Annotated in this window: 31 protein-coding genes; 3 read left to right on the top strand and 28 right to left on the bottom strand. The window is 55.3% G+C overall.

From position 1 onward, the window contains the following. The first annotated feature begins 83 nt into the window (after positions 1-83). The 3 genes from FIV46_RS07675 to FIV46_RS07665 are packed head-to-tail and all read left to right on the top strand — an operon-like array spanning position 84 to position 3,243. On the top strand, positions 84-728 hold the full coding sequence (locus FIV46_RS07675) for a trimeric intracellular cation channel family protein (RefSeq protein WP_139940138.1): 645 nt from the start codon (positions 84-86) through the stop codon (positions 726-728). An 11-nt stretch (positions 729-739) separates the two neighbouring features. After that, positions 740-2,227 carry a glutamate-cysteine ligase family protein gene (locus FIV46_RS07670; protein ID WP_139940136.1) on the top strand — a complete coding sequence of 496 codons (1,488 nt, stop codon included), beginning with the start codon at positions 740-742 and terminating at the stop codon, positions 2,225-2,227. Further along, on the top strand, positions 2,224-3,243 hold the full coding sequence (locus FIV46_RS07665; RefSeq protein ID WP_219845989.1) for a M14 family metallopeptidase: 1,020 nt from the start codon (positions 2,224-2,226) through the stop codon (positions 3,241-3,243). Before FIV46_RS07670 ends, FIV46_RS07665 begins: the two co-directional genes overlap by 4 nt. A gap of 55 nt (positions 3,244-3,298) precedes the next feature. On the opposite strand, the gene rplQ is transcribed toward FIV46_RS07665, so the two are convergent. From rplQ to tuf, 28 genes are all read right to left on the bottom strand, one after another. Next, positions 3,299-3,757: a 50S ribosomal protein L17 gene (rplQ, locus tag FIV46_RS07660; RefSeq protein WP_139940132.1), complete on the bottom strand. Its 459-nt coding sequence runs from the start codon at positions 3,755-3,757 to the stop codon at positions 3,299-3,301. Positions 3,758-3,818: 61 nt separating this feature from the next. Then, positions 3,819-4,835, bottom strand: coding sequence for a DNA-directed RNA polymerase subunit alpha (locus tag FIV46_RS07655; RefSeq protein ID WP_139940130.1), 1,017 nt, complete (start codon positions 4,833-4,835; stop codon positions 3,819-3,821). Positions 4,836-4,908: 73 nt separating this feature from the next. Beyond that, positions 4,909-5,295 carry a 30S ribosomal protein S11 gene (gene rpsK / locus FIV46_RS07650; protein WP_139940128.1) on the bottom strand — a complete coding sequence of 129 codons (387 nt, stop codon included), beginning with the start codon at positions 5,293-5,295 and terminating at the stop codon, positions 4,909-4,911. 12 nt (positions 5,296-5,307) lie between these two features. Then, the gene (rpsM, locus tag FIV46_RS07645) at positions 5,308-5,676 is read right to left on the bottom strand and encodes a 30S ribosomal protein S13 (protein ID WP_139940126.1); all 369 of its coding nucleotides are present in this window, start codon (positions 5,674-5,676) and stop codon (positions 5,308-5,310) included. Positions 5,677-5,801: 125 nt separating this feature from the next. After that, positions 5,802-6,452, bottom strand: a complete 651-nt coding sequence (locus FIV46_RS07640) for an adenylate kinase (RefSeq protein ID WP_139940124.1) — start codon at positions 6,450-6,452, stop codon at positions 5,802-5,804. Next, positions 6,449-7,783: a preprotein translocase subunit SecY gene (gene secY / locus FIV46_RS07635; protein ID WP_139940122.1), complete on the bottom strand. Its 1,335-nt coding sequence runs from the start codon at positions 7,781-7,783 to the stop codon at positions 6,449-6,451. The genes FIV46_RS07640 and secY overlap by 4 nt, the downstream gene beginning before the upstream one ends. A 37-nt stretch (positions 7,784-7,820) precedes the next feature. Continuing rightward, complete coding sequence (rplO, locus tag FIV46_RS07630) at positions 7,821-8,300, bottom strand: 50S ribosomal protein L15 (RefSeq protein WP_139940120.1); 480 nt, start codon at positions 8,298-8,300, stop codon at positions 7,821-7,823. 15 nt (positions 8,301-8,315) lie between these two features. Then, positions 8,316-8,507: a 50S ribosomal protein L30 gene (rpmD, locus tag FIV46_RS07625; RefSeq protein WP_139940118.1), complete on the bottom strand. Its 192-nt coding sequence runs from the start codon at positions 8,505-8,507 to the stop codon at positions 8,316-8,318. Between the two features lie 6 nt (positions 8,508-8,513). Continuing rightward, positions 8,514-9,071, bottom strand: coding sequence for a 30S ribosomal protein S5 (gene rpsE / locus FIV46_RS07620; protein WP_139940116.1), 558 nt, complete (start codon positions 9,069-9,071; stop codon positions 8,514-8,516). Between the two features lie 15 nt (positions 9,072-9,086). Then, positions 9,087-9,452 carry a 50S ribosomal protein L18 gene (gene rplR / locus FIV46_RS07615; RefSeq protein ID WP_139940114.1) on the bottom strand — a complete coding sequence of 122 codons (366 nt, stop codon included), beginning with the start codon at positions 9,450-9,452 and terminating at the stop codon, positions 9,087-9,089. A 12-nt stretch (positions 9,453-9,464) separates the two neighbouring features. After that, on the bottom strand, positions 9,465-9,998 hold the full coding sequence (rplF, locus tag FIV46_RS07610; RefSeq protein ID WP_139940112.1) for a 50S ribosomal protein L6: 534 nt from the start codon (positions 9,996-9,998) through the stop codon (positions 9,465-9,467). An 11-nt stretch (positions 9,999-10,009) separates the two neighbouring features. Continuing rightward, positions 10,010-10,408, bottom strand: a complete 399-nt coding sequence (gene rpsH, locus FIV46_RS07605) for a 30S ribosomal protein S8 (RefSeq protein WP_139940110.1) — start codon at positions 10,406-10,408, stop codon at positions 10,010-10,012. 13 nt (positions 10,409-10,421) lie between these two features. Beyond that, the gene (gene rpsN / locus FIV46_RS07600; RefSeq protein ID WP_139940108.1) at positions 10,422-10,727 is read right to left on the bottom strand and encodes a 30S ribosomal protein S14; all 306 of its coding nucleotides are present in this window, start codon (positions 10,725-10,727) and stop codon (positions 10,422-10,424) included. A 25-nt stretch (positions 10,728-10,752) separates the two neighbouring features. Further along, on the bottom strand, positions 10,753-11,304 hold the full coding sequence (rplE, locus tag FIV46_RS07595; protein WP_139940106.1) for a 50S ribosomal protein L5: 552 nt from the start codon (positions 11,302-11,304) through the stop codon (positions 10,753-10,755). Next, positions 11,297-11,626, bottom strand: a complete 330-nt coding sequence (rplX, locus tag FIV46_RS07590) for a 50S ribosomal protein L24 (RefSeq protein ID WP_139940104.1) — start codon at positions 11,624-11,626, stop codon at positions 11,297-11,299. Before rplX ends, rplE begins: the two co-directional genes overlap by 8 nt. Continuing rightward, on the bottom strand, positions 11,626-11,994 hold the full coding sequence (gene rplN / locus FIV46_RS07585) for a 50S ribosomal protein L14 (RefSeq protein ID WP_139940102.1): 369 nt from the start codon (positions 11,992-11,994) through the stop codon (positions 11,626-11,628). The genes rplX and rplN overlap by 1 nt, the downstream gene beginning before the upstream one ends. A gap of 48 nt (positions 11,995-12,042) precedes the next feature. Continuing rightward, a complete protein-coding gene (rpsQ, locus tag FIV46_RS07580; RefSeq protein WP_139940100.1) occupies positions 12,043-12,276 on the bottom strand; it encodes a 30S ribosomal protein S17 in 234 nt (77 codons plus the stop codon). Between the two features lie 18 nt (positions 12,277-12,294). Then, a complete protein-coding gene (gene rpmC, locus FIV46_RS07575) occupies positions 12,295-12,489 on the bottom strand; it encodes a 50S ribosomal protein L29 (RefSeq protein ID WP_139940098.1) in 195 nt (64 codons plus the stop codon). 12 nt (positions 12,490-12,501) lie between these two features. Next, positions 12,502-12,915 carry a 50S ribosomal protein L16 gene (rplP, locus tag FIV46_RS07570; protein WP_139940096.1) on the bottom strand — a complete coding sequence of 138 codons (414 nt, stop codon included), beginning with the start codon at positions 12,913-12,915 and terminating at the stop codon, positions 12,502-12,504. 19 nt (positions 12,916-12,934) lie between these two features. Further along, positions 12,935-13,636 carry a 30S ribosomal protein S3 gene (gene rpsC, locus FIV46_RS07565; protein ID WP_139940094.1) on the bottom strand — a complete coding sequence of 234 codons (702 nt, stop codon included), beginning with the start codon at positions 13,634-13,636 and terminating at the stop codon, positions 12,935-12,937. Beyond that, the gene (gene rplV, locus FIV46_RS07560) at positions 13,636-14,016 is read right to left on the bottom strand and encodes a 50S ribosomal protein L22 (protein WP_139940092.1); all 381 of its coding nucleotides are present in this window, start codon (positions 14,014-14,016) and stop codon (positions 13,636-13,638) included. Before rplV ends, rpsC begins: the two co-directional genes overlap by 1 nt. Before the next feature lie 5 nt (positions 14,017-14,021). Next, positions 14,022-14,300, bottom strand: coding sequence for a 30S ribosomal protein S19 (gene rpsS / locus FIV46_RS07555; RefSeq protein ID WP_139940090.1), 279 nt, complete (start codon positions 14,298-14,300; stop codon positions 14,022-14,024). A 12-nt stretch (positions 14,301-14,312) separates the two neighbouring features. Then, entirely contained in the window at positions 14,313-15,146 is an 834-nt protein-coding gene (gene rplB / locus FIV46_RS07550) for a 50S ribosomal protein L2 (RefSeq protein WP_139940088.1), read from the bottom strand. A 2-nt stretch (positions 15,147-15,148) separates the two neighbouring features. Continuing rightward, complete coding sequence (locus FIV46_RS07545) at positions 15,149-15,442, bottom strand: 50S ribosomal protein L23 (RefSeq protein ID WP_139940086.1); 294 nt, start codon at positions 15,440-15,442, stop codon at positions 15,149-15,151. Then, the gene (gene rplD, locus FIV46_RS07540; RefSeq protein ID WP_139940084.1) at positions 15,439-16,059 is read right to left on the bottom strand and encodes a 50S ribosomal protein L4; all 621 of its coding nucleotides are present in this window, start codon (positions 16,057-16,059) and stop codon (positions 15,439-15,441) included. The genes FIV46_RS07545 and rplD overlap by 4 nt, the downstream gene beginning before the upstream one ends. A 6-nt stretch (positions 16,060-16,065) precedes the next feature. Further along, positions 16,066-16,839, bottom strand: coding sequence for a 50S ribosomal protein L3 (rplC, locus tag FIV46_RS07535; protein WP_139940082.1), 774 nt, complete (start codon positions 16,837-16,839; stop codon positions 16,066-16,068). Positions 16,840-16,844: 5 nt separating this feature from the next. Then, the gene (rpsJ, locus tag FIV46_RS07530; RefSeq protein WP_139940487.1) at positions 16,845-17,159 is read right to left on the bottom strand and encodes a 30S ribosomal protein S10; all 315 of its coding nucleotides are present in this window, start codon (positions 17,157-17,159) and stop codon (positions 16,845-16,847) included. Positions 17,160-17,203: 44 nt separating this feature from the next. Next, positions 17,204-18,394 carry an elongation factor Tu gene (gene tuf / locus FIV46_RS07525; RefSeq protein ID WP_139937772.1) on the bottom strand — a complete coding sequence of 397 codons (1,191 nt, stop codon included), beginning with the start codon at positions 18,392-18,394 and terminating at the stop codon, positions 17,204-17,206. Position 18,395 lies beyond the last annotated feature (1 nt).

Below are 18,395 nucleotides of genomic sequence, written 5' to 3'. Positions count from 1 at the left end.
TGAATACAATTCAGGCATCCTGAATTATGCTGGTACCGAATGGTTATATCAGAATCGGTCCGAAAAACTAACAGGGCGAAACAATGGAAGAAATGATTTACTGGATCGGTCTTGTCGGCATGGCTGTGTTTGCCATATCCGGCGCCCTGGCTGCCCTCAGGCAGGAACTCGACCCCTTCGGTTTGCTGGTGATCGCCACGGTCACCGCCGTCGGCGGCGGCACGCTCCGTGATGTGCTGCTCGACCTGCCGGTGTTCTGGGTGGAAAACCCCTCCGCCCTCTATGTCATCCTCGCCGCCGCTGTCATCACCCCCTTCTGGGCCAGATTGCTGGAAAGCCGTATGAAAGTGCTGATCTGGGCCGATGCCTGCGGCCTGGCGCTGTTTACCGCCACCGGCACCCAGAAGGCCATGCTGGCGGGCTCCAGCGCCATTGTCGCCGTCACCATGGGCGTCATGACGGCCGCGGCCGGCGGCGCCATCCGCGACATCCTGTGCAACGAAATCCCGCTGGTGTTGCGCAAGGAACTTTATGCAGTCCCTGCCATTCTCGGCGGCAGCAGCTTTTACCTGCTGACCAAGGCCGCTGTGGCGCCGGAATTGACCCTGGTCATATCCTGCCTGGTCACCCTTCTGGTAAGACTGGTGGCGGTGACATATTCCTTCTCCCTGCCCGCCCTGGGGCATCGCGCTGAAAAGCAGGCGGCAGGCCGGGAAGAAAACAATTAAGGGGAACCCGGATGGGAAAAAATTTTACCCAGGTCGATTTCAGCGAGGAAGAATTCCACAACTTCTCCCACCGCCTCAACGACCAGCTGCTGCTGCTCAGGGATATCCTCGATAAACCCGGCTTCGGCGACGGCGACATGACTCTCGGCGCCGAGTTCGAGATGTATATCACCAAAGAAGACGGCGAAATTTCCCCCATCAACAAGGAGCTTCTCGAGCGGCTCGATAAGTCCCTGTTCCAGCTCGAACTGAACCAGTTCAACCTGGAATATAATGTCACGCCGACCAAAGCCGCCGGCACCCCGTTCGACACCCTGCACCGGGAAATGGCCGGTGCCCTGCAAACAGCCAATGATGCCGCCGCTTCCTTCCACAGCAGCCTGGTGCCGGTCGGGATCCTGCCGACGCTTCGGGCGGAACACCTGCTGCCGGAGTTCATGACCGACATTCCGCGCTTCCGCTGCCTGTCCGACAGCCTGCACAAGCTCCGCGGCGGTGCTTTCGAGGTCAACATCAACGGCCAGGACCCGATCGAGCTCAGCTCCCATGACGTGACTCTGGAGGGGGCCAATACCTCGTTCCAGATCCATATGCGGGTGGAACCGCACCGCTTTGCCGATACCTTCAATGCGATCCAGATGATCACCCCCATGGCGGTGGCGCTGGCGGCCAATTCGCCGCTGCTCCTGGGACATCGGCTGTGGCAGGAGACCCGGATCGCCCTGTTCAAGCAGTCCATCGACAGCCGCCAGCGCAACACCGTCGCCTGGCGCCAGCCCGCCCGGGTCACTTTCGGCCATGGCTGGGTCCGGGAGGGATTATGGGAATTGTTTGCCGAAACGGTACGTCTCTACCCGCCCATCATTCCGCTGTTGTTCGAGGAAGATGCCAACGCCGTGTTCGAGGCCGGGGGTATCCCCGGACTGGAGGAACTGTCGCTGCACATGGGCACCACCTGGCCGTGGAACCGGGCGGTTTATTCCGCCGCCGCCGGGGGACATACGCGGATTGAAATGCGCGCCCTGCCCGCCGGACCGTCGCTGATCGACATGACCGCCAATGCCGCCTTTTACATCGGGGTCGCCATGGCGCTGCGGGACCGCATCAACGAGATTCTGCCGGCGATGCCGTTCCGTTTTGCCGAGTATAACTTTTATCGGGCCGCGCAGAACGGCCTCGATGCCCATATCCTGTGGCCGGAACCAGGCCAGCACCATCCGCGCGAAGTACCGATCACCGAGGTCATTGCCGAGCTCCTGCCGCTGATGGAAGAAGGACTGGCGGCCATCGGCGTTGACAATAGGGACAGCGGCCGCATGGTCTCAATCATCCGGGACCGGCTGGACAGCCGCATGACCGGCGCCCGCTGGCAGCTGGAGATGCTGGAAAAATATGAGCAGGACCTGCCCCGCATCCAAGCCTGCCAGGCCATGCTGCGCGCCTATATGGAACGGCAGGAAAGCGGCGCCCCGGTCAGTGAATGGAGCTGCAGCCTGTGACCAAAGAGGATAACCAGATCAAGATATGGACCGATCCGCCAGCGGATAAGCTGGGCAACAGCGTCAAGGATTTCCTCAATCATCTGGGCGGACCGACCTGGATCGATGTCACCGGCCGGGACTGCAGCCGCTGCCGGGTGGTCACCACCCTGCTGCACGGCAATGAACCCTCCGGCACCAAGACCCTGTACCAGTGGCTGATGAGCGGGACCATCCCGGAAGTGACCATGCATTTCCTGGTCTGTTCGGTGGAGGCCGCGCTGACCACCCCGGAATTCAGCAACCGGCACCTGCCGGACCGGCCCGATATGAACCGCTGCTTCAAACCGCCGTTCGACGGGGTTGAAGGCCGGGTCGCGGAGCAGGTGATCAACCGGATCCGCTCACTTGCCCCCGAGGCAGTGGTGGATATCCATAACACGTCCGGCTCCGGGCCCGATTTCACAGTCACCTCGCACCTGACAGATAAACATCGCGCCCTGGCTGCCCGTTTGTCCTGCCGGCTGATCTACACCGGCATCAAGCTGGGCGCACTGATGGAAGTGGAGCTCGGCATCCCCATCATTACTCTTGAGGCGGGCGGCAGCTGGGACCTGGAGGCCGATCTGACGGCCATGAAGGCCATCGGGCACCTTACGGCCGAGAATGACCTTTTCGCGGCTCAGGCAGCTCCTGAGGTAGATTTATTCGCCCATCCCATGCGACTGGAGGCCCTGCCCGGCACCACACTGGACTATGACACCGAAAAATCATCGGAAACGGACCTCACCCTGCACCGGGATATCGAACATCACAACTTCGGGGTAACCGCCAAAGACACGGCGCTGGGCTGGGCCGGAGAAGATATTCTCGAGCGCCTTGTGGTGCAGGATTATGACGGGAAAAACCGGGTCCGGGAGCTGTTCTACGTTGACGGCGGCGAGTTCTGCACCGCCTGCGACCTGCGCCTGTTCATGGTCACCACCCGCCCGCGGATCGCGCTGAGCGACTGCCTGTTTTATCTGGTCAAGGCCTAAACGAAAAAGGCGGCTCGCTGAGCCGCCCTTTCAAATTCTGCAGGGAGAGAGAAGCTTAGGCTGCTTCTTCTTCACCTTCGTCGTCGATCATAACCGGACCGGAAGCCTGCCCTTTGGCGTCTTCGTCACGATCCACCAGTTCGATCACGGCAACCGGTGCTGCGTCACCATGACGGAAACCGGCTTTCAGGATACGGGTGTAACCGCCGTTACGATCAGTATAGCGCTCGGCCAGGTCACCGAACAGCTTGGCTACGACATCAATGTCGCCGCCTTCGGCAAGTACAGCCTTGGAAATCTGCGGCAGACGCGAAGCAGCCTGACGACGAGCGTGCAGGTCACCGCGTTTACCCAGCGTAATCAGGCGCTCTACGATCGGGCCAAGTTCCTTGGCTTTCGGCAGAGTGGTTACGATCTGCTCATGCTTCAGAAGTGCGTGAGCCATATTGGCAAACATCGCTTTACGATGTGAGCTTGTTTTGTTCAGCTTACGGCCAGCTCTACGATGGCGCATCTTACTTACTCCTCAGGAGGGTATCCACAAGGGACCCGGTCCTTCTCTCTGTTAATCTAAATTAAAATTCCTGTTCCATCTTCTTGACGAGTTCGTCAATATTCTCCGGCGGCCAGCCCGGGTTATCCATACCCAGACGCAGCCCCATAGTGGAGAGCACCTCTTTGATCTCGTTCAGAGACTTACGACCAAAGTTCGGTGTGCGAAGCATTTCAGCTTCAGTTTTCTTGACCAGGTCACCGATGTAGACGATGTTGTCGTTCTTCAGGCAGTTTGCTGAACGAACGGACAGTTCAAGCTCGTCAACCCGACGCAGCAGGTTCCGGTTGAAGGCCGGTTCTTCGGATTCTTTCTCGGCAGACGTATCTTCAGGCTCTTCAAAGTTGATGAAGGTCTGCAGCTGATCCTGGAGAATGCGGGCAGAGAATGCCAGAGCATCTTCCGGGGTCACGGTGCCGTCGGTTTCGATGGTCATGATCAGCTTGTCATAGTCAAGGATCTGACCTTCACGGGTGTTTTCCACGCGGTAGCTGACTTTGCGCACCGGGCTGTACAGGCTGTCCACCGGGATCAGGCCGATCGGGGCGTCATCCGGACGGTTGTTAACAGCCGGGACATAGCCTTTACCGGTGTTAATGGTCAGTTCCATACGCAGTTCGGCACCATCATCCAGGGTGCAGATCACCAGATCGGGATTGTGGATGGTGACATCGGCAATCTCGGTAATCTGGCCGGCGGTGACCTCACCCGGGCCGGTTGCTTCCAGGCTCAGGCGTTTCGGGCCTTCACCCTCAAAGCCGACAGCCAGGTTCTTGATGTTCAGGACGATGTCCGTCACATCTTCACGCACACCCGGAATGGATGAGAATTCATGAAGGACGTTGTCGATATGGATCGACGTCACCGCTGCACCCTGCAGGGAAGACAGCAGAACGCGACGCAGTGCATTTCCGAGGGTCATCCCGAAACCGCGCTCAAGCGGTTCGGCGACAATGGTAGCCTTGCGGCGCTCGTCACCTTCCTGCTTGATGTCAAGTTTCGTCGGCTTAATGAGTTCTTGCCAATTATTTTGGATCACTGTTCAGTCCCCGTAAAAATTATAAACCTTCATACAGATCAGTCCGGCATAAGCCGGACGACCATAAACCCGATTAAACCCGGCGCCGTTTCGGCGGACGACAACCGTTATGCGGAATCGGCGTTACGTCACGAATGGAGGTAATGGTGAAACCAATAGCCTGCAGCGCGCGAAGAGCGGATTCACGACCTGAACCAGGTCCTTTAACTTCCACTTCCAGGGTTTTCATGCCGTGTTCCTGGGCTTTTTTGCCGGCATCTTCGGCAGCAACCTGGGCGGCATAAGGAGTGGATTTACGTGAACCTTTAAAACCCATGGCACCGGCTGTGGACCAGGAAATGGTGTTTCCCTGCGCATCAGCGATGGTGATGATGGTATTGTTAAAGGTGGAGTTCACATGAGCCACACCGTTGGTGATGTTTTTCCGCTCTCTGCGACGTACTCTTTTTTCAGTAGCCATTTCTCAAATACCTTATTTCTTCTTACCGGCAATCGCGACCGCTTTACCCTTGCGGGTACGGGCGTTGGTGCTTGTCCGCTGTCCGCGCACAGGCAGTTTCTTACGATGCCGAAGGCCACGATAGGACCCCAGATCCATCAGACGTTTAATGTCCATGGCTACATCACGACGAAGATCACCTTCGACGGTATAGTCACTATCAATGGTTTCGCGGATTTTAATGACTTCCGCGTCACTCAGCTGGTTCACCCGGGTTTCCGGTGCGATACCAAGTTTGTCACAAATCGCCTTGGCAGAGGTGTGCCCAATGCCTGTGATATAAGTCAAAGCGATTTCCACCCTTTTTCCGGTGGGAATGTTAACGCCAGCAATACGCGCCACGATCGTATCTCCCGATCAAAAATTCCAAAACGATAGGCAACCACCCGGTATACCGTGAAGTTGCGCGATTATAGGTATAAAGGACGCCCAGTCAACCTTAGAATAAGGAAACTTTTACACTTTTTTTAAAGCGCGTCCAATACTTCATTTATCTGGGTGGTGACATCATCAATGTCGGCCATCCCGTCAATGGTTTTCAACACACCCTTGCCGCTGTAATAGGGCAGCAGGGGAGCTGTCTGTGCGTGATAGGTTTCCAGACGAGAAACAACGGTCTCCCGGTTGTCGTCCGCCCGGCGTTTGAAATTCGTAGAACCACAGCTGTCACACACGCCAGCAACTCGTGGTTTGAGGTTCGTATCATGGTAGCCGGCATTACATTCGGCGCAGGTATAGCGTCCGGTGATGCGGTCAACCAAAGCTTCGTCATCGACTTTCATCTCGATGACGGCATCAACTTTGAGGCCTTTCTTGTCCAGAAGATCATCCAGGGCCTCGGCCTGGGCAACGGTCCGCGGGAAGCCATCCAGCAGGAAACCGTTTTTGCAGTCTTCTTCCTCGATGCGGTCGGCAATAATCCCGATCACGATTTCGTCGGTGACCAGTTTACCCGCATCCATGAATTCCTTGGCTTTCTTGCCAATCTCTGTCTGGTTGGCAACGGCGGCGCGCAGCATGTCGCCGGTGGAAAGCTGGACAATACCGCGGGAAGACATAATACGCTGTGCCTGGGTTCCCTTACCGGCTCCCGGAGGACCTAACAATACAACAATCATCTGCGGCGTCCCTTCCCTCTCAGTTTTGATTTTTTCAGCAGGCCCTCATACTGGTGTGCCATCAGGTGGCTGTGAATCTGCCCTACCGTATCCATGGTCACATTCACCACGATCAGGAGCGAGGTCCCGCCGAAGTAGAACGGAATGGAATATTTGGAGATCAGGATCTCGGGTAGAAGGCATACGGCACACAGGTAGGCCGATCCGACGACGGTCAAGCGTGTCAGAACATAGTCAAGATAGGTGGCGGTATTCTTACCCGGGCGAATCCCCGGAATAAAGCCACCGTATTTTTTCAGGTTATCGGCTGTTTCCTCCGGATTGAACACAATCGCCGTATAGAAGAAACAGAAAAACACAATCAGGAGCACGTAAAGCGCCATATAAAGCGGCTGGCCACGGCCCAGTTGAGCTGTCACGGTGGTCATCCACTCGGGGCCGCCCTCAGCCAGGAAGCCGGCCACAGTCAGCGGCATCAGCAGCAGGGAGGACGCGAAGATCGGCGGAATAACCCCGGCGGTGTTCAGCTTCAGCGGCATATGGGACTGTTCACCTTTGGCAACCTGGTTGGCCTGCTGGCGCTTCGGATACTGGATCAGCACCCGGCGCTGTGAACGCTCCATGAACACGATAAAGGCAATCACGACTACGACCATGACCATCAGGCCGACGATCACAAGCGGACCGCCCAGCAGGCCGCGACTGCTCATGTCCAGTGTGCTGGCCATTGCCCGGGGCAGCTGAGCCACGATACCGGCGAATATGATCAGGGAAATACCGTTACCAATGCCGCGGGAGGTGATCTGCTCACCCAGCCACATCAGGAACATGGTGCCGCCCACCAGGGTAATCACTGTGGTGGCGCGGAAGAAGATCCCCGGATCAATGGCAATATTTTCCTCGAGACCGACGGCGATGGCATAGGCCTGAACAGCCGTCAGGAGTACTGTACCGTAGCGGGTATACTGGTTGATCTTGCGGCGGCCGGACTGGCCTTCCTTCTTCATCTCACCCAGGGCCGGGGAAATGGACGTCATCAACTGCATGATAATGGAGGCGGAGATATAGGGCATGATGTTGAGCGCAAAAATACTCATGCGCTGCAACGCACCCCCGGCGAACAGGTCCAACATACCCAGAATTCCGCCCTGGTTCTGGTTGAACATCTGATCAAGGGCAACAGGGTCAATACCCGGCAGGGGAATATAGGTCCCCAGGCGATAGATAACCAGTGCAACGAGCGCAAACATAATCCGTTTCTGAAGTTCCTTGGCCTTGGAAAAGGAGCTGAAATTCAGATTTGCGGCGAGTTGTTCTGCTGCTGATGCCATCTATTTTATTCCCTGTTGCCTCTTTATATATCGAGCCTTACGCTTCTGCCGGAGCGGCGGCTGCCGCTACTGTAACAGAACCGCCGGCTGCTTCAACTGCTTTGACAGCAGCTTCGGAAGCACCAGTGACCTCGATCTGGATTTTAGCCTTCAGCTCACCTTTGGCCAGAAGACGAACACCGTCTTTGATACCGTTCACCAGGCCGGCTTCTTTCAGCACGTCAATGGTGATCGGTTTCTTGGCGTCCAGTTTCTTGGCGTCAATGGCAGCCTGCAGGCGACCCAGATTCACGGGAACAAAGGTTTTGCGGTTCGGGCTGTTAAAGCCGCGTTTCGGCAGACGCATATGAAGCGGCATCTGACCACCTTCAAAACCTTTAACGGCTACACCGGAACGGGATTTCTGGCCTTTTACGCCACGACCGCCGGTTTTACCTTTGCCGGAGCCGATACCGCGCCCAACACGGGTGCGGCTTTTTGTGGCGCCGGGTTTGTTGGCAATTTCATTGAGTTTCATAATGACTTACCTTGCTTAAGCTTCTTCAACCTTGACCATGTGGCTGACCTTGCGGATCATGCCACGCACGGCCGGCGTATCTTCCAGCTCGCGGGTCCTGTGCATCTTGTTCAGGCCGAGGCCGATCAGGGTTGCACGCTGGTCTTGGGTTCTGCGGATCGGGCTGCCGATCTGTGTCACCTTGATAGTTTTCTTTTCTGTGGCCATCAGTCTTTACTCCGTAGCCGCTGCGCCAGCAGCATTCTTTTCGCCGCGACGGGCAACGATGTCACTGACTTTTTTACTGCGTTTGGAGGCAACCATACGCGGTGACATCTGACGTGTCAGCGCATTGATGGTGCCCCGAACCATGTTGTAGGGGTTGGATGTACCGGTGGATTTGGAAACCACATCCTGTACACCCAGGGCCTCGAATACAGCACGCATCGGACCACCGGCGATGATACCCGTACCGGGCTGGGCTGAACGGATCACCACTTTACCGGCGCCGTGACGGCCCTCGATATCGTGATGCAGTGTCCGGCCTTCGCGCAGCGGTACACGGATCATGTTTTTCTTGGCAGCTTCCGTTGCCTTGCGAATTGCCTCAGGCACCTCGCGGGCTTTGCCCTTGCCGAAACCGACACGTCCCTTGCCGTCGCCGACAACTACCAGGGCGGCAAAACCGAAGCGGCGACCACCTTTGACAACTTTTGCCACACGGTTGATGTGGACAAGTTTTTCCACCAGGTCACTTTGTTCCTGACGGGGTTCTCTTTCTGACCGAGCCATTCTGTCTTTCCTCTCTTAGAAATTGAGACCAGCTTCACGCGCAGCGTCAGCCAGGGCTTTCACGCGACCGTGGTACAGGAAACCGCCACGATCGAAAACAACCTGATCAACACCGGCGCTTTTGGCGCGGTCTGCGATCAATTTTCCTACTTCGGCAGCGGCATTGGAGTTGCTGCCGTTACCAAGTTTACTGCGCAGGTCCGTATCCAGTGTGGATGCGGCTGCGACCGTAACGCCTTTCGCGTCATCGATAACCTGGGCATAGATATGCTGGTTGGTACGATGAATGGAAAGACGGGGCCGCCCTGCTGCCACCTTGCGGAGCTGTGTACGCACCCGCTGGCGACGACGTTTAAAAAGTTTTTCAGTCTTGTTTGCCATGACGACCACCTATTATTTCTTCTTGCCTTCTTTGCGGAAGATATATTCGTCGGAGTATTTGATACCTTTGCCTTTATAGGGCTCGGGCTTACGCCATTCACGAATTTGCGCCGCAACCTGGCCAACTTTCTGTTTATCAATGCCGGAGATGATGATTGTTGTCTGATCCGGACATTTCACATCGATGCCTTCCGGGATCGGAAAGATAACATCGTGGCTATAACCCAGCTGAAGCTGGACGTTGTTGCCCTGCACAGCGGCACGGTAACCAACACCATTCAGCTTGAGTTCCTTGGAAAACCCGTCGGTAACACCGGTTACCAGGTTTTCGGCCAATGTGCGCTGCATGCCCCACATGGAGCGGGCGCGCTTTGTTTGACCGATCGGCATAACAGTGATGTTGCCGTCTTCAAGTTTCACATCCACCTCGTCCATGAAGGTCATGGCGAGTTCACCTTTCGGGCCTTTGATTTTCAGGTCGCGACCGTCGAGGTTGGCTTCAACACCCTGGGGTACAGCAACAGGTCTCTTACCAATACGTGACATACCGGATCTCCTTAGAATACTGTACAGATGATCTCGCCGCCGACATTTTCAGCACGTGCTTCTGCGTCGGAAAGAACACCCTTAGGGGTTGAAACAATGGAAATACCAAGACCGTTGCGTACCCGCGGCAGGTCGTTCACAGAGGAATAAACCCGGCGACCCGGTTTGGAAATACGTTTGATTTCCTGGATCACGGGCAGGCCCTCATGATATTTCAGTTCGATGCTGATTTCAGCTTTACCGTTTTCACCGTCATTGCGGCTGTAACCACGGATGTAGCCTTCGCGCTCCAGCACGTCCAGAATGCGCTGACGCATTTTGGAAGCCGGAGAGGAAATCACTTTTTTATTCGCACGCTGTCCGTTCCGGATACGTGTCAGCATATCTGCCAGAGGATCACTCATAGACATCTGTCAGTCCTCCTTACCAGCTCGACTTCACAACACCGGGAAGCTGACCGACAGAGGCCAGTTCACGGAGGGAAACACGAGACATTTTGAACTTGCGGTGATAGCCGCGCGGACGACCATTTACCTGGCAACGGTTACGCACACGGGTCGGTGCGCTGTTGCGCGGCAGTTTGGCCAGCTTCAGGCGGGCCATGAACTGCTCTTCAGGCGACAGATCGGGATCCACCGCGGCTTTTTTCAGGGCTTCGCGTTTTGCAGCATATTTTGCGACAAGACGCTGCCTTTTCATATTCTTCTCAACGGCGCTAGTTTTAGCCATTATTCAAATCCTCCTGCCGTTTCAATCAGTTTGAAAACGGCATCTGGAAACCGGCCAGAAGCTCTTTCGCTTCTTCATCGGTCTCAGCCGTCGTACAGATAATGATGTCCATACCCCGAACGTCATCAACTTGATCATAGCTGATTTCGGGGAATACCAGCTGCTCCTTCAGGCCCAGGGCATAGTTGCCGCGACCGTCGAAGCTTTTGCCGTTCACGCCGCGGAAGTCACGCACGCGGGGCAGAGCGACCTGGATCAGGCGATCAAGGAACTCATACATGCGGTTTCCGCGCAGGGTCACTTTACAACCCAGCGGCATTTCTTCACGCACTTTAAAACCGGCGATGGATTTTTTGGCACGTGTCGTAACCGGCTGCTGACCGGCGATCAGGGCCATTTCCTCAACAGCCTTTTTCACCTTCTTGGAATCGCCAACAGCTTCGCCAACCCCCATATTGAGGACGATCTTGTCCAGCTTCGGCATTTGCATGACGTTTTTGTAAGCAAACTTTTCCTGCATTTTGGCCTTGATTTCGCTCTCATAGACCTCACGCAGACGAGGAGTATAATTAGTCATTGATGACCTCCCCTGATGCTTTGGCAACACGAACTTTCGTGCCGTCTTTTTCAACTTTAAATCCAACTTTGGTCGGTTTGCCGGTTTTCGGGTCCTTCAGGGCCAGGTTGGAGACGTGGATAGAAGCTTCCTTCGTAACAATTCCACCCTGGGATGTCTGGGACGGACGTGTGTGGCGTTTCACCACATTCACACCCTGCACCACGGCACGACCTTCGGACGGCAGCATCTTGATGATCTCACCAGTTTTGCCTTTGTCCTTGCCAGTCAGAACGACAACCTCGTCGCCCTTCCTGATTTTGTACTTAGCATTTTTCGCCATTACAGAACCTCCGGAGCCAGAGAAATGATTTTCATCTGTTTAGCAGCACGCAGTTCACGCACAACAGGGCCGAAGATGCGTGTGCCGATCGGTTCGTTCTGTTTGTTAACCAGAACAGCGGCGTTGCGGTCAAAGCGGATGGAAGTGCCGTCGGGGCGCTTCACTTCTTTAGCCGTACGCACAATCACTGCACGATGCACCTGACCTTTTTTCACGCGTCCGCGCGGAATTGCTTCCTTTACGCTGACGACAATGATATCGCCGACACCGGCGGTTTTCCGTTTGGAACCACCGAGCACCTTGATGCACTGAACCCGGCGGGCACCGGAGTTGTCGGCAACGTCAAGATTGGTTTGCATTTGAATCATTGGTCTATTCCAATATCTATTTAATAATCTTCACACTAAAGACGCTATTTAGGCGCCTTCTACCACTTTCCAAGACTTTTTCTTGGAAATCGGACGACATTCTTCAATACGAACAGTGTCGCCCACCTGGCATTTGTTGCTTTCGTCATGCGCATGATATTTTTTGGAACTACGCACAACTTTCTTCAGCAGAGGGTGTTTGAAACGACGTTCAACCAGAACCACGACGGTTTTGTCGTTTTTGTCGCTTACCACTTCACCTTGCAAAATACGTTTAGGCATGTTGAGTTACCTTCTTAATTACGCGCTGGCACGTTTTTCATTGACCACAGTCTGGATGCGGGCAATATCCCGACGTACCTGACGCACACGAGCCGTATTTTCCAGCTGAGCAGTCGCGCCCTGAAAACGCAGGTTGAACTGCTCTTTTTTCAGGTCGGCAATCTGACCTTCCAGCTCTTCAATAGACTTTCCACGAAGTTCTGACGCTTTCATCACGAACTCTCCTTATTCACCGAGACGCGTGACAAAACGCGTCTGGATCGGCAGTTTGGCAGCAGCACGATCAAAGGCTTCACGAGCCAGATCCTGCGGCACACCATCCATTTCAAACAGAATACGGCCCGGTTTAACACGGCATGCCCAATATTCCGGAGAACCTTTACCTTTACCCATACGGACTTCGGCAGGTTTGGAGGAAACAGGCACATCCGGGAATACACGGATCCAGATTTTACCGGCACGTTTAATGTGACGGGTCATGGCACGACGGGCGGCCTCAATCTGACGGGCTGTAATTCGCTCGGGCTGCAGAGCCTTCAGGCCATAGGCGCCAAAAGTCAGTGAAGTACCGCCTTTGGCATTCCCTTTGATGCGGCCTTTATGGGCTTTACGAAATTTTGTTCTTTTCGGCTGAAGCATAATCTTACCTCAATTTCCCTTAACGGCCTTTGCCGCCGCCAGCAGATTTCTGCTGCTCGTTAATGCGATTGTCACGGGCCATGGGATCATGTTCCATGATATCGCCTTTATAGATCCATACCTTGATGCCGATGATGCCGTAAGGTGTGTAAGCCTTGCTTTCCGCATAATCGATGTCGGAGCGGAATGTATGCAGCGGCACACGGCCTTCACGATACCATTCGGTACGGGCAATCTCTGCGCCACCCAGACGGCCGGCGCTGTTGATCCGGATACCCTGGGCGCCAAGGCGCTGGGCGCTCTGCATCACGCGCTTCATGGCGCGACGGAAAGCGACACGGCGCTCCAGCTGCTGGGCCACATTGTCGGCTGCCAGCTGGGCGTCGATTTCCGGCTTGCGGATCTCAACAATATTCAGGCTCACGTCTGTGGCTTTGGTCATGCCGGCGATTTTCTGGCGCAGTTTTTCGATGTCTGCGCCTTTTTTGCCGATGATCACGCCGGGACGTGCGGAATAGATGGTCACCCGGGCTTTTTTAGCCGGACGCTCGATTACCACACGGCTGACGGCAGCCTGTTTCAGTTCGTTCATCACGAATTTGCGGATTGCCAGGTCTTCGTGCAGCAGATCGCCATACTCTTCACCTTCGGCGTACCAGCGGGAGTCCCAAGTCCGGTTGATGCCCAGACGAAGTCCGATCGGATTTACCTTCTGACCCATTATTCGCTCTCCTCAACCTCGCGGACCACAATCCGGATCCGGCTGAACGGTTTCAAAATTTTGCCTGTACGACCACGGGCCCGCGGACGGAAGCGTTTCATAACCAGAGCCTTGCCTACGCTTGCTTCTGCCACAACCAGATTGTCCACATCGAGACCGTGGTTGTTTTCGGCGTTAGCAACAGCTGACTCCAGAACTTTTTTGACATCCTTGGCGATACGGCGCTTGGAGAAAGTCAGGTCCGCAAGTGCTTTTTCAACTTTCTGGCCGCGAATGATGCCGGCCACCAGATTCAGTTTCTGGGGGCTGATACGAACCATGTTGGCTACTGCCAAGGCTTCGTTTTCGGCAACGCGGCGTGGTGCTGATGATTTACCCACTGTCCTTACCTCTTCTTCGCTTTTTTATCTGCGCCGTGACCGTAGTAAGTACGGGTCGGTGCAAATTCACCAAGTTTGTGGCCAACCATATCCTCGGTCACATAGACCGGGATGAATTTGTGGCCGTTATGGACATTAAAAGTCTGTCCGACAAATTGTGGCAAAATGGTCGACCGACGAGACCAGGTCTTGATCGGTGAGTTTTTGCCGGATTCCGCCATAGCCTCTGACTTCTTGAGAAGATGCAGATCGACAAACGGACCTTTCCATACTGAACGTGCCATTCGTCTGTCTCCTTATTTCTTGCGCTCGTGACGGGACCGCGCAATATAGCGGTCTGTCGACTTGTTGCTACGGGTGCGTTTACCCTTGGTCGGTTTACCCCAGGGTGTCACAGGGTGACGACCACCGGAGGTACGACCCTCACCACCACCATGGGGGTGGTCAATCGGGTTCATCGCAACACCACGGACAGACGGGCGTTTGCCGAGCCAGCGACTACGGCCGGCTTTCGCCAGTTTGATGTTCTGGTTGTCAGGGTTGGACACGGCACCGATAGTGGCCATGCACTCGGCCCGGACATAACGCTGTTCGCCGGAAGCCAGACGAAGCAGGACATAGCCCTGGTCACGGCCGGTTACCTGGACATAGGAACCTGCGGAACGGGCGATCTGGCCGCCCTTGCCCGGTTTCAGTTCAACGTTATGAACAATGGACCCAACGGGGATGGAAGACAGCGGCATGGCGTTGCCCGGTTTCACATCCACTTTCTGACCGGCCACCACTACATCGCCTTCGGCAATACGCTGCGGCGCCAGGATATAGGCCTGCTCACCGTCAGCATATTCGATCAGCGCGATAAAGGCTGTCCGGTTCGGGTCATACTCAAGGCGCTGTACAGTGGCTTCCACGTCCCATTTGCGACGTTTGAAGTCCACCAGACGATAAGCGCGCTTGTGACCGCCGCCACGACGGCGGGCAGTGATACGACCTGCGTTGTTACGTCCACCTGATTTGGTCAGCCCTTCAGTCAGTGACTTGACGGGCTTGCCTTTCCAGAGTTCTGAACGATCCACCTGGACCAGCGAACGCTGGCTGGGTGTAGTCGGATTAAATGTTTTCAAAGCCATTGTTAGATCCCCGTCGTCACGTCGATGGACTGACCTTCAGCCAGTTTAACCATCGCTTTTTTGTAATCGCTCCGGCGACCTTTATGACCGCGGAAACGCTTTACCTTACCTTTGACACGGATGGTGTTCACTGCTTCAACCTTGACATCAAAGAGAGCTTCCACAGCGTCTTTGATTTCCGGCTTGGTCGCAGTCAACGGCACCCGGAATACCACCTGGTTATGCTCTGAAACCAAAGTGGATTTCTCGGTGATCACGGGACCAAGAATAGTATCGTAATGTTTTACTTCAGTCATTTCAGCCTCTCCGTCAGGCTTTCGACGGCTGCTTTGGTCAGAACCAGTTTCTGGCGACGCAGGATGTCATAGACATTGGCGCCCTGGCTCGGCAGGACATCCACGTTCGGGATGTTTGCAGCGGCGAGTTTAAAGTTTTCGCTGACTTCGGCGCCATCAATGAAGAGCGCGTTGTCCAGACCCAGTTTATCAAGCGCCTTGACCAGATCCTTGGTTTTCGGTGCTTTCAGGTCCGCACTGTCCAGAACAATCAGGTTGCCGTTGGCAAGCTTGCTGGACAGGGCCGTTTTCAGGCCGAGTTTGCGAATTTTTTTCGGCAGATCATGGGCGTGTGAACGCACGACCGGACCGAAGGCGCGGCCACCACCACGGAACTGGCTTACTTTACCTGAACCGTGACGGGCGGAACCGCCGCCTTTCTGGCGGCCGATACGTTTAGTGGTACCGGTAATTTCACCGCGGCTCTGTACCTTGTGGGTACCGGCGCGGCGCTTGGCCAGCTGCCACACAACAACACGCTGCAGAATGTCTGCACGCTCGGGAAGACCAAAGATGCCGTCGTCAAGATCGACGTCACCAGCCTTTTTAGCATCAAGCTTCAATACATCGGCTTTCATCGGTCGTTATTCCTTGTTCTCTTCTGCAGTTTCAGCCGGTGCTTCTGCTGCTGCTTCCTCAGCGGGAGCTTCTACAGCCGGAGCTTCTTCGGCAGCGGGCGCTGCGGCGGATTTAACGGCACCCGGGAACGGGGCGTCTTCCGGCAGGGCTTTTTTCACTGCATCACTGACTAAAATCCAGCCGCCTTTGGCACCGGGCACTGCACCTTTAACCAGGAGCAGACCTTCGTCGGCGTCGGTAGCAACTACTTCAAGGTTGTGCACGGTTACGCGCTCGTCACCCAGGTGACCGGCCATTTTCTTGCCTTTGAACACGCGGCCCGGGTCCTGACACTGACCTGTGGAACCGTGTGAACGGTGAGAAATGGATACACCGTGGGTAGCACGCAGACCACCGAAGTTGTGACGTTTCATACCACCGGCAAAACCTTTACCTTTGGAGGTACCAACGACGTCAACCAACTGGCCGTTTACAAAATGTTCCGGGCTCAGTTCCGCGCCAACTTCGATGAAAGCATCATCGGAAATGCGGAATTCGGCCAGCTTTGCTTTCGGCTCAACCTTGGCTTTGGCGAAATGACCGCGCATCTGCTGCGAAGTCCGTTTCACTTTGGCAGCACCAGCTCCGAGCTGCAGGGCGTTGTAACCGTCTTTTTCGGCTGTTTTGTGAGAAACAACCTGAAGGTTATCAACATGCAGAATGGTCACCGGAACGTGTTTTCCGCCTTCGCCGAAAACACGTGACATGCCAACTTTCTTTGCAATAAGTCCTGAACGCATGCTCATTACCCCTGCAGTTTGATTTCAACTTCCACCCCGGCAGCCAGGTCGAGCTTCATCAGCGCGTCAACTGTCTGGGGTGTCGGCTCAACAATGTCGAGAAGGCGCTTGTGTGTGCGCATTTCGAACTGTTCGCGTGATTTTTTGTTCACGTGCGGTGACCGCAGAACCGTAAATTTCTCAATCCGTGTCGGCATCGGAATGGGGCCGCGTACGCTGGCGCCAGTTCTTTTGGCCGTATTGGCGATTTCACCGGCAGCCTGGTCCAGGACACGGTGGTCAAACGCCTTAAGGCGGATACGAATGTTTTGTGAATCCAACATAATTAAATACGCGGGCTTACGCCCGCGCTCCTAGATAGAAACTATTCGATAATTGAGGCTACGACGCCGGCGCCGACGGTACGACCGCCTTCACGGATGGCGAAACGCAGACCTTCGTCCATGGCGATCGGGGCGATCAGCTCGACGTCAACGGTCACGTTGTCGCCCGGCATAACCATCTCGGTGCCTTCCGGAAGATGCACAATACCGGTCACGTCAGTGGTACGGAAGTAGAACTGCGGACGGTAGTTGGTGAAGAACGGGGTATGACGACCGCCCTCTTCCTTGGTCAGGATGTAAGCCTCGGCTTTGAACTTGGTGTGCGGGGTAATGGTTCCCGGCTTGGCCAGAACCTGGCCACGCTCAACCTCTTCACGGCCAACGCCACGCAGCAGCGCACCGATGTTGTCGCCGGCTTCACCGCTATCCAGCAGCTTGCGGAACATTTCAACGCCGGTAACAGTTGTTTTCGTGGTGTCTTTGATGCCCACGATCTCAACTTCCTCGCCCACATTGATGATACCGCGCTCAACACGGCCGGTCACAACAGTACCACGACCGGAAATGGAGAACACGTCCTCGATCGGCATCAGGAACGGCTGGTCCTTCGGACGGTCCGGCTGCGGGATATATTCGTCAACAGCGTCCATCAGTTCCAGGATCTTGTCTTTGCCGATGGCGTCGTCACGACCTTCCAGGGCGGCAAGCGCAGAACCGGCAATGATCGGAATATCGTCACCCGGGAATTCATATTCATTCAGAAGTTCGCGAACTTCCATCTCAACCAGCTCAAGCAGCTCTTCGTCGTCAACCTGGTCAACCTTGTTCAGGAATACAACCAGGGCCGGAACGCCAACCTGACGGGCCAGAAGAATGTGCTCGCGGGTCTGCGGCATCGGGCCGTCAGCAGCGTTCACAACAAGAATCGCGCCGTCCATCTGCGCCGCACCGGTGATCATGTTCTTCACATAGTCAGCATGACCCGGGCAGTCAACGTGAGCATAGTGACGCTTGTCCGTCTCATACTCAACGTGGGCCGTGGAAATCGTAATACCGCGCTCGCGCTCCTCAGGAGCCTTGTCGATGTTCGCAAAATCAACCGCTTTGCCGTGACCGGCATCGGCAAGTACTTTTGTGATCGCCGCAGTCAGTGTGGTCTTACCATGGTCAACGTGACCAATAGTCCCAATATTGCAGTGCGGCTTCGTGCGTTCAAACTTTTCTTTTGACATT

It is taken from the genome of Emcibacter nanhaiensis (assembly GCF_006385175.1).
In the GTDB taxonomy this organism is placed as follows: Bacteria; Pseudomonadota; Alphaproteobacteria; order Sphingomonadales; family Emcibacteraceae; genus Emcibacter; species Emcibacter nanhaiensis.
Note: the sequence above shows the minus strand (reverse complement) of the source record. Positions and strands in the feature narration are given on the sequence as shown.